Source organism: Actinomycetes bacterium, from assembly GCA_036000965.1.
Lineage (GTDB): Bacteria > Actinomycetota > CALGFH01 > CALGFH01 > CALGFH01 > DASYUT01.
Map to the genome: position 1 here is coordinate 1 of DASYUT010000167.1, position 9,059 is coordinate 9,059.

The window sequence follows — 9,059 nt, forward strand, 5'->3', positions numbered from 1 at the left end:
TGCCTCGCCGGATGGCTGCCAGCCGCATCCCTCATCCCTCCCCAGCCGGCGGGCGGGTCCCCGCAGCCTCACCAAGCGCTCGAAGCCCCGCATCCAGCCGCCGCTTCGACGCCCCGAACGCCGCGGCGACGGTCAGCTCGAAGAGCTGGCCGTCCGTCCAGCCAGCCTCCGCAAGCTCCTGGAGGCGTCGGTCGGTCAGCTTGTAGGCGTGCCGGCGGATCGTCTCCACATAGCTTTTGGCTAGCGGATCCGGGAGCGGGTCGCCGTCGATCCCCGCGGCGCGCGTCGGTGGCGAGAGCTCCCCGGGGCCGGTCCGCAGCCGCTCCTCGAGCTTTGTCAGGGCCTTGGCGTGACGGTCTGTCATCGTGTCCCCGAATCCTCAGGACCCCCGGACGGGAAGCCTGTCCCGGGGCCCGGCGCCTACCGGGCTGGCAACGATCGCGCCGGCTGTCCCGGCCGCGCGATAATGCGCCCCCTCGACCGGGCACGCAACCGCTCGTTCCATACGTGGTGTTGGCGTGCCGGCTCAACCATGCAGCGTCGCGGCCCGGCTCGTTCAGCCGGAGTGCCGTGGTGGCCCACATGCTGAGCGACATCGGCTGTGCGACGTCCAGGCCAACCCAGGCGATCGCCCGTGCCGTCCTGGGTGCTGCCGCCAGCCCAGCCGCAACGACAGCGCCGGCGTGCCCACCGACCCGCCCGCCCCCAGGCTCCAAGCACGCAGAGCCTGACGAGCGCGACAGCGTCACGATCTTGGTCAACAGTCTTGACCTGACCGGCACTCCCCGAGCCCGCCACGGCCTCACCCCGGCCTCAACCCTTCGTGAAATATCGAGGCCAGGTGAAGACTAGCCCCGGCATTCGGCGCTGACCGAGTCGACGGACGCGGTGACGGCACCGTCCGCGTTCAGGGTCAGGTGAGACACCACATGAACGATAAAGTTGTCACTCGATCCCTGGCTGTCGACGTCGTGGACCTCGACTACCTGGATGACCAGTGGTAAGCCGTCGTCGCCGTTGAGGTTCTCCTCGGTCCAGAAGTCGCCAGCGAGCCGGTACATATCGCCGGTGACCTCTCCGGTGGCAACAACTCCCTGGGCGTTGCCGTGGACGACGACATGGAGGCCACCGCTGGCATCGTCGGTCACCTGAACCAACAACTGCAGCGTGCCGCTCGTGATGGTCATGTGCTCGCCGGTGCAGGGATTGAGGAAGGTCAGGCCGGCCACTTCCTGGTGAATGATCTGAGGGGAGGTGCTGGCGGTCGCGGGGCTCAGCGCGCCAAGGAGCAGTGGAGTCCCCGCGGTGAGCGCCGCAAAGGTAGTGCGCCGACCGAAGATGCCGACAAGCTGTGGCAGTCGCATGGTGAACTCCTTGCAGAGCTGCGCACCTTGCTTCTGGGCGCCGATCTGCCGGCCGCGCAACGACACCGTGCCTGGCCGCTCGGGTCGGCTGCCGTCGACCCAAAGCCATACTCCCACGATTCGAGCCCGTGGCCATGGATTCCACCAGGATCGAATCATTGAGGCCCGTCCATGCGGAATGCGAGCATGTGTGAAGGCATCTGGGCGCGCCCGAGGCCGTTCCGGAGTGCGGGGCACGCGCAGGCCCAACCTCACATGGAGGCTGTCGTGGACGACGTGGAGGCTCTTGGTGATCGTAACCTGCGGTTCATCGAGGCATGTCGCCAGGGCTCATGGGAGATGCTGCAACCGATCCTCTCGCCATCCTTCGCGTACCTCGATGGAGCCACCGGCGAGGTGTGGGAGATGGACCGCTACATCAAGGATCTACGGGAGAACCCGGCGCCGACGCTGGTCATCGACCAGCTAGCGATCCACGTGGATGGCGACACGGCCGTCGCGTCCGCGCGGACGCAGAGTCGTCCCGGCCAGAGCAACCGATACATCGACACGTACGAGCGGCGCGGCGGCGAGTGGCTGTGTGTGCACGCGTGCGTGTGGCCGCTGCAGGCGAGCTGACGGTGGCTACCCGCGTCGACGATCGGTTGACCACCGAGATCAGCCCGCTCTGGTTGTGCGGTGGGTGTGGTGGTTCGCCGCGGGCTACGGTGGCGCGATGATCCGCCTGCGGATGAGCGCGACCGACCTCGAGCGCATGCGATTTGCCTATTCGCCGCTCGCCGAGGTGGCCGAGAGCCTGTACATGGTCAACTCGGGGCGCATCCACCGCCTGCATCGCGCCTGGTTCGACATAGCGCGTGACGGCCTGCGTCGCGTCGACATGGCCTTGCTCCGGGCCATCGTCCCCGCGCCGCGTCCGCACGTCGCGAGTTTCCTCCTCGGCGGTGCGACCGACCCCGCGACGACCATTGAGCAGCAGCTGAAGTTGGTCGCCGACTGCCCAGCGGATCGGTTGCGCGCGGATCTCGAGGTCGTCTGGCATGGCGACTTGCCACCGGCCGCAGAGCGGCTGGTCGCCGATGGCGCCAGCGGCGCGAGGCACCTCGCCGACGCCCTGTGGCAATACTGGGCAGTTGCCATCGAGCCGCACTGGCGACAGATTCGCGCCGTCCTCGATGCCGATATTGCCTACCGGGCGGCCCGCCTCGCCAGGGGCGGCATCGAAGCGCTGCTCTCGGACCTGCATCCGGAACTCGAGTTGGCCGAGCACGCGATTCAGATCGTCAGCTCGCGGCATAGCACCGAACACGATCTGTGCGGCGTTGGGCTGTTGCTCGTGCCGTGTGTCTTTGCCTGGCCGCACATCATGGTCGACCCGGGCACGGCCGGCTCGCCGAGCATTACCTACGGTCCCCGAGGGATCGGCGAGCTGTGGCCGACGGCCGCTGCGGAGGTGACCGGTGAGGACGCCTTGGGTGCGCTCCTCGGCCGCAGCCGCGCCGCCATCCTCATCAGCGTCGCGCTGCCGAAGTCGACGACCGACTTGGCGCGCGAACTCGGCCAGAGCACGCCCGCGGTCAGTACGCACCTCTCGGTCCTGCGGCGTAGTGGGCTGGTGACGTCGTGGCGTTCCGGGCGTCGCGTGCTGTACCAGCGCACACCGCTCGCCACCAGCATCGTGGCGGCCAGCGCTCCCGCTCTGGACATCGCTTCGGGGAACCCTGCGTAATCCCGGTCCGTTCGCGGCCTCGCCGCTTCCTACTGCTCCGTTCGTTAAATTCGGTAGATGAGGACGCGGCGTCGGTAGCGTGGGAGGTGGCGGTGGCCGGCCCCAGACCCACGGGCGGGCGCGGGCGTTGAAAGGGCGCAGGGCACCGAACACCCAGGTCTTCTCGGGCCTGCGGCCATAGTCCAGCTCGGCTTTGACCCGGTGGCCGTCGACGGTCCAGCCCGGTGCGGGTGGGAAGCTGCGTGGGATCACCGGGCCGAGCTCGTCGGCGCAGACCACGGTCGTTTCGGGCGGCGGGTCGGTGTAGCGGGCCAGGACGGCCGCTGGTTTGGGACGAAGTCGGGTCGGTGCTGCGGATCCACGACCGGGTCCGCCGCCAGCGCATCCCCTCGGCCAGTAGGATCTGACGGACCTGGCTGCGGCGCGCCGGCTGCCGGCGGCCCAGGCCGCGCCGGTCAGGGCGTCCAGCGTCCAGACCGCCGGGGCCTCGGGATCGGCGGGGGCCAGCAGCCCGTCGTCGCCCTGGACGAGCCGACCGGGCGGCTCGCACTGGGCCAGCTGGATGATCCGGCCGCGCTCGGTCTCGGTGATGCGCCGGGGCGCGCCACGAGCGGCGCCGCGTGACGGCTGCGAACCGGGGGGGTGTGGGTTGACCCAAGCGGCGTCGATGAGGCTCAGCTCCCGGGGGCAGCAGCGCGGTGATACAAGCCGGCCACGGCGGCGACCGCGGAGGCGGTCAAGAGCCCACCCGCAATCAGGTAGATCAGTGTGGAGACGCTGACCAGATCGAACGGTGCAAGCCCGTAGGCAGTGCGCAGCAGCGCGACACTGAACAGGCCCGCGTACCCGGCGACCGCCAGGACCACCAGCCACAGCTGTCGACGTTGGGTCAGGCCGGAGAACGACAGCAGCCAGGCCAGCGCTGCGAGCACCTGGATCGCGTGCATGGGGACAGCGTGGGCGAACTTCATCGCTCCCGCAGCGCCGGATGTGCTCATCGACTGCGTGAGGGGATCGGCACCGGCGTCCAGCAGTGACACGCCGTGCACGATCATCCAGACACCGATGGCCTGGGCGGCCAGCAGCGCCACCAACCCTGACCGGATCGCCCAGGCCATCGGCGAGGGTGCTGTCGTGCGGGTGAAGGCTGCGAGGGTCATGGCGGCGGTGACGAGGATGGTGACGGCGATGGCCACCCCTCCCACGATGAACAGGGTGTAGTCCAGCGTGGTCGCTGTGTTGAAGTGTGAGGGCACCCCTCGTGCGTGCTGCAGCGCAACCCAGGCGACCTCCACGGTGGTCGCGGCGCACAGCAGGCCGGAGGCGACCCAGCCGATCCCCCGCCGCACCGGCAGGTACGCGGCGGCCCAGCCCAGCGTGGCGGTGGTCAGGCCGAACGACATACCGAAGGTCGTGGGCTTGCGCCACGACAACGGTCCGGCCGCCGACCCGCCGACCACCGCCCAAATGCCGGCGTGCACCAGCCCGGTGGCGATCAGCGCCGCCCCGACGAGGTACGCCAGGCGCTGGTATCCCGGTGCGTCATCCCAGAAACCCCGCAACGAAGCCCACATGCTGCCGAGCAGCGGCGGCGTCCCAGCCGGGTCGGGCGCTGATCGCGATCCGTTCGGCATGTGTGGTGACAGGTCATGCGGATTCACGCTGGACATGGGTAGCCTCCTGATAGTCGCGATGACGCGCGCGGGGTGCCGAGCCGGCGCAGCCGTCGCCGGCGGCCAGCTCGCGCGCGGGCATGGTGACCGGGTCGGTGATCTCGGCCACGCCGCGGACCGCGCGCAGCCGCTCGACGGTGGCGCGGATACGCGCGACCGGGCGCAGCCGGCGCGCAGCCAGTAGAGCATGGCATTAACCAACTCCCGACGGTCGTGCACGGCCGGGCGGCCATCGGGCTTGGGTTGGGGATCAGCAGGGCCAGTAGCGCCCACTGCGCATCGGTGAGGTCGGTCGGGTAGCGGCGACGCGGCGGCGTCACCTCGACGCTGCTTCAGCGCAAACCTAACAACACCCGCCCTACCAGCATTTCGGACACCCTCTAATCAACAAACTACCGCTACTGCTACGTTCCTCAAAAGCGGTACACCTGCTCTGCTGTCCGTTGCCATCGAAGGCGGCCCGGTTCCGATGTCGTGACCTGCGTGGGCCTGATTGAGTGGCACGGCTGAGGCCGGCCATCCGCCAGTCAATCCGGCCCGCCTCGGGCCGGCGTCTCTCCACAAGCAAGCTCACCACCTGGGCGGGCCTGATTGAGTGGCACGGATCCACGGATGGGCCGGATTCGCTGACACCGGGCCGACTTCAGTGGCACAGGACATCTGCCTCGGATCATTGCTGGTCAAGAGCACCATTGGCCAGGCTGTGAGGACAGCAGTGAGCCCGTCTTTCCGTTCCGGATTTGACGAACGTAGCACTACCTGCTCGGTCGCTCGGTCGATGCATCGCGCTACGCCGAGGTTGCCGGCGCGGGCAGCCCGACGACGGGTTGGTAGGCGAATGTGCGACCACCAACCCGTCGCTCAACGGCAGCCAGCTATTTGCACACGGGAGGGGTCCGTCGGGCCCTCACGTAATCGTCAAGAAATAGGTGAACGTCTTGTCGTCGCCACCCGTAGCGGTCCCGTGCACCCGGACGACGTGCTCGCCCCGGTCGAGCGGCTTGAACATCATGAAGAAGCCGTCCACGATCGCCGGCTGCGGCTGCCCTGTGATGCAGGAGTCCATGACCAGCCGCAGGCTCAAGTCGCCCGTGATAGAGAACAGATCGTCCGAGTGGTAGCGGTAGCTGAATACGTCGTTGAGGGGCTGGCCGTCGAGCGAGACGTCCAGTTCATTGACGGTGTCCATGATGGCCTTGGCGTCGGCGCTCAAGAAGTCGTAGAGCGACTGACCCGGTGCGGGCTGGAAGTTGGGGTCGGGGCACGGGTAGTCGTCGACGACGGCCCCGATGTACAGAAAGAGCGCCTTCTGGTGCGGAATGGTGCAATGCCGTGTGCCGCTGAATACAAGCGGCCCGGCGATTCGCGCGATGTACCAGACCGGCCCCTGCTGATCGACACCGCAGTTGGCTCCGGTCTGATCGAACAGCGGGCTGCGATAGTACGGTTCACCGTAGATCCACTGCGACGCCCTCTCGCCCCAGGTCGCCATGCTCGTGCCGTAGGGGTGCGCGTCCTGCGCGAACAGCGCCGGATTCGGATTGGGATCCGGCGCCTCTGCCGCCAACGATGTCCGCGGTGCAACCGCGCAAGCCACCCACGTGGCGGCGACAATGAGATACAAGATCCGACGCATTACAACCTCCCGTACTATAGGGCTGGACAGTCGGACGAAGCGTCTGATGACCCGCACGGCCGTCTGCTCATCCGGATCGCCACGAGCGGCGGCCTCGTCGCCGACGTGGAAGGTGTCGGCGACGAGGCTCATCCCCTTCGGCCGCGCCCGGCGCCTGGCGGGAAGGATCGTCGCCGGGGCGCGCTCTCGGCCGCAACGATTCGTCTGATAGCTAATCTGTCCGGCTCCGCCGGCGGAGCGGAACCTCCCCACGGTCGCGGCCCTCCTGGTTGGTGAGATCGTTCGCCAACGCGAGGAGCAGGCTTGTCATGTCATCGCAAGTGAAGGCGGTGTCCCCACCAGTCGCCGGCGGGGCACCGCGCCGGCGGCCGCGCCGGCGTCGCCTTGCCGTCGTGCTGGTCACCGTGGCCGCCTTGCTGGTCGTCGGGGTCCTCTACGGCTACGGCGCCTACGGCTACCTGCCGGCCGAGGCCGGCCGCTCCTACCGATCGCCCTACCTGCGGCAGGTCGGCTCCCGGTTCGTGGACACGCCGGCGGCGCGCTTCCACTATGTCCGGGCCGGGTCGGGGCCGCCGGTCATCCTGCTCTCGCCGGGGCGGCCCCGGTGATCGGGTGGAAGGACCAGCTGCCCGTGCTCGCCAAGGAGCACACCGTGTACGTGGTCGACCTGCCCGGACGGGGCTACACCGAGCTCCTACAGCCGCCGCAGCATCTCGGCTGCGATGACCCCCATCTGCTGAGAGCATCGGTGACCGGAACACCCTCGAGCGTGCTGAGCACGAGCGGCCGGAGGTACCCACTGCTGGTGAGCTCGAATCCCAGCTCGTGAAGCTCGCTGGCGAGGTTCGTGATCGCCTCGGCACCGACGTGGTTCTCCGAGCCTTGTCGGAAGCCGCCTTCCGAACGAACAAACCGCCACCAGCTTGGGTATGTCCGGATGTGGACAGCCGGAGCATGACGTTCTTGCTGCGTCCTCGGTGCTCACGCTGCTGCTCGCACCGTGTACACACCTGCTGATGGCATTGGGATCTAGCGGGATGGGACGGTGCGGGCGTTGCGGCGGTTGGGGTCGTCCAGGCCCCAGCCGATGATGCGTTGGGGATGGATGCGGATGCGTGGCTCGGGATCGGCGATGGCGTCGGCGCGGCCGCGGATCTCCACGCCGCGTGGCTGGAAGGGTGCCAGCACGTCGTCGATGACGATGGCGGCGCGGCCGGTGCGGGCGACGTCGCGGAACTTCTTGGTGGCCGCCAGGTCGGTGCCGGCGACCTCGATGACCTCGGCGTCGGGGTCGAGGGTCCACATCCCGACCGGGGTGACGTGGGGGGTGCCGTCGGGGCCGACGGTGGCCAGGCGGGCCAGTCGCCGCTCCGGGCCACCCCACTGGAGGCGACCGGCTTGCAGGTAGGCGCGTTCGGCGTCGGTGAAGATGCTCATAGGATCGCTCCTGTTGGGTGTCGGGCTGCGTGGCTTGGGGTGGGTGGTCAGGCCGCCGGATCGGCTGGTGCGCTGCGGGTCAGGGAAGGGATGAGGATCGCGGCGACGGTGAGGTGCATCAGGGCCAGGACGACCCTCGAGGTGGTGGGGGTCCCGGGGGCGAGCAGGGGCACAAAGGAGGCGACCAGCGCGACCACCGCGGTGGCGGTCCAGATGGCCCGGGCCCGGCGGGTCAGCCGTTCCAGCAGGGCGAGCAGCCCCCAGCCGGCCAGGGACGCGGCCAGCGCCGTGGCCAGCACCAGGGGCAGGGTGATCTGGGCTGGCGGCTTCCCGCTGGGCTGGGCGACCTGCAGGTCGACCCCCAACAGCGGCACGGCGGCCAGCCAGATGGCGGCGGCGGCCAGGACCGCGGCACCCACCGCGGTCGCGCGGGTGCGGCGGCGGGTGGCGAGGATGAGGTCGGCGAGGGTGGTCATGGTGCCCTCCTCCTGCTAGGAACTTCACACTATGTGCATATCTGAAGTATACACCATGTGAAGTTCAGCGGCAGGTAAACTGCACATCACGTGAAGGTGAGTGCGAGGAGCCGGCATGGCGAAGGCCATCGCGGAACCGCAGAACGCCCGCAGCCGACGCACCTGCGCCGCGCTGCTGGCCGCCACCAGGGAGCTGCTGGAGGAGCAGGGGTTCGAAGCGCTGACGATGGCGGCCGTCGCCGCGCGCGCCGGTGTCTCCCGCCGCGCGGTCTACCTGCACTTCGCCTCCCGCACCGCGCTGCTCACCGCGCTGTTCAGCTACCTCGGGGAGCGCGAAGACATCGCCGGCTCCCTGCGGCGGGTGTGGGAGGCGCCCGACGCCGCGGCCGCGCTCCAGGAGTGGGCCTGGCACCTGGCCCGGATCCACCCACGGCTCCTCCCGGTCTCCCGCGCCGTCGACCGCGTCCGCCGCAGCGACCCCGACGCGGCCGCCCTCTGGGACCGGTCGATGAGCAACTGGCACACGGGCTGCCGCCGGCTGGTGGCCTGGCTGGACCAGGAGGGCCGCCTGGCACCGCCGTGGACGGTCGACACCGCCGCCGACATGCTCTGGGCGCTGATGTCCTTCGACGTCCTCGAGGGGCTGCTGGTGGACCGACACTGGTCACCCGACCACTACGCCGAGCACCTCGCCGTGCTCTTCCGCAAGACCTTCGTCCGCGACCCGGCAACCAGCAGCTAACC

The 9,059-nt window shown here is 69.1% G+C and carries 11 protein-coding genes and 2 pseudogenes; 5 read left to right on the plus strand and 8 right to left on the minus strand.

Annotated features, from left to right (window positions below):
* Positions 1–31: 31 nt before the first annotated feature.
* Both VG276_15345 and VG276_15350 read right to left on the minus strand, forming a co-directional pair.
* Positions 32–364, minus strand: coding sequence for a hypothetical protein (locus tag VG276_15345; GenBank protein ID HEV8650732.1), 333 nt, complete (start codon positions 362–364; stop codon positions 32–34).
* A 484-nt stretch (positions 365–848) separates the two neighbouring features.
* Entirely contained in the window at positions 849–1,364 is a 516-nt protein-coding gene (locus tag VG276_15350) for a hypothetical protein (GenBank protein ID HEV8650733.1), read from the minus strand.
* Positions 1,365–1,631: 267 nt separating this feature from the next.
* On the opposite strand from VG276_15350, the gene VG276_15355 reads away from it, so the two are divergent.
* Together VG276_15355 and VG276_15360 are read left to right on the plus strand one after the other, a co-directional pair.
* A complete protein-coding gene (locus VG276_15355; GenBank protein ID HEV8650734.1) occupies positions 1,632–1,982 on the plus strand; it encodes a nuclear transport factor 2 family protein in 351 nt (116 codons plus the stop codon).
* Positions 1,983–2,046: 64 nt separating this feature from the next.
* Positions 2,047–3,093 carry a DUF5937 family protein gene (locus VG276_15360; protein HEV8650735.1) on the plus strand — a complete coding sequence of 349 codons (1,047 nt, stop codon included), beginning with the start codon at positions 2,047–2,049 and terminating at the stop codon, positions 3,091–3,093.
* 135 nt (positions 3,094–3,228) lie between these two features.
* On the opposite strand, the pseudogene VG276_15365 reads toward VG276_15360, so the two are convergent.
* The 4 genes and pseudogenes from VG276_15365 to VG276_15380 form a co-directional block, all read right to left on the minus strand.
* Positions 3,229–3,345 (minus strand): annotated as a pseudogene (locus tag VG276_15365) (IS630 family transposase).
* 422 nt (positions 3,346–3,767) lie between these two features.
* Positions 3,768–4,955 (minus strand): hypothetical protein, encoded by a 1,188-nt coding sequence (locus tag VG276_15370; GenBank protein ID HEV8650736.1) that lies wholly within the window; start codon positions 4,953–4,955, stop codon positions 3,768–3,770.
* Positions 4,929–5,086 (minus strand): annotated as a pseudogene (locus VG276_15375) (transposase). Before VG276_15375 ends, VG276_15370 begins: the two are co-directional and overlap by 27 nt.
* A 587-nt stretch (positions 5,087–5,673) precedes the next feature.
* On the minus strand, positions 5,674–6,534 hold the full coding sequence (locus VG276_15380; protein HEV8650737.1) for a hypothetical protein: 861 nt from the start codon (positions 6,532–6,534) through the stop codon (positions 5,674–5,676).
* A gap of 176 nt (positions 6,535–6,710) precedes the next feature.
* On the opposite strand from VG276_15380, the gene VG276_15385 reads away from it, so the two are divergent.
* Both VG276_15385 and VG276_15390 read left to right on the plus strand, forming a co-directional pair.
* Positions 6,711–7,010 (plus strand): hypothetical protein, encoded by a 300-nt coding sequence (locus tag VG276_15385; protein ID HEV8650738.1) that lies wholly within the window; start codon positions 6,711–6,713, stop codon positions 7,008–7,010.
* Positions 7,007–7,231 (plus strand): hypothetical protein, encoded by a 225-nt coding sequence (locus VG276_15390; GenBank protein HEV8650739.1) that lies wholly within the window; start codon positions 7,007–7,009, stop codon positions 7,229–7,231. The genes VG276_15385 and VG276_15390 overlap by 4 nt, the downstream gene beginning before the upstream one ends.
* A 200-nt stretch (positions 7,232–7,431) precedes the next feature.
* Here VG276_15390 and VG276_15395 read toward each other — a convergent pair whose 3' ends face one another.
* A complete protein-coding gene (locus tag VG276_15395; GenBank protein HEV8650740.1) occupies positions 7,432–7,839 on the minus strand; it encodes a PPOX class F420-dependent oxidoreductase in 408 nt (135 codons plus the stop codon).
* Between the two features lie 47 nt (positions 7,840–7,886).
* On the minus strand, positions 7,887–8,315 hold the full coding sequence (locus VG276_15400) for a DUF6069 family protein (GenBank protein ID HEV8650741.1): 429 nt from the start codon (positions 8,313–8,315) through the stop codon (positions 7,887–7,889).
* Positions 8,316–8,430: 115 nt separating this feature from the next.
* On the opposite strand from VG276_15400, the gene VG276_15405 reads away from it, so the two are divergent.
* Positions 8,431–9,057, plus strand: coding sequence for a helix-turn-helix domain-containing protein (locus VG276_15405; protein HEV8650742.1), 627 nt, complete (start codon positions 8,431–8,433; stop codon positions 9,055–9,057).
* Positions 9,058–9,059: the final 2 nt, after the last annotated feature.

Coding starts and splice junctions, on each gene's coding strand:
- VG276_15345 (HEV8650732.1), bottom strand. CDS start 364: ATGACAGACCGTCACGCCAAGGCCCTGACAAAGCTCGAGGAGCGGCTG.
- VG276_15350 (HEV8650733.1), bottom strand. CDS start 1,364: ATGCGACTGCCACAGCTTGTCGGCATCTTCGGTCGGCGCACTACCTTT.
- VG276_15370 (HEV8650736.1), bottom strand. CDS start 4,955: ATGCTCTACTGGCTGCGCGCCGGCTGCGCCCGGTCGCGCGTATCCGCG.
- VG276_15380 (HEV8650737.1), bottom strand. CDS start 6,534: ATGAGCCTCGTCGCCGACACCTTCCACGTCGGCGACGAGGCCGCCGCT.
- VG276_15385 (HEV8650738.1), top strand. CDS start 6,711: ATGTCATCGCAAGTGAAGGCGGTGTCCCCACCAGTCGCCGGCGGGGCA.
- VG276_15395 (HEV8650740.1), bottom strand. CDS start 7,839: ATGAGCATCTTCACCGACGCCGAACGCGCCTACCTGCAAGCCGGTCGC.
- VG276_15400 (HEV8650741.1), bottom strand. CDS start 8,315: ATGACCACCCTCGCCGACCTCATCCTCGCCACCCGCCGCCGCACCCGC.
- VG276_15405 (HEV8650742.1), top strand. CDS start 8,431: ATGGCGAAGGCCATCGCGGAACCGCAGAACGCCCGCAGCCGACGCACC.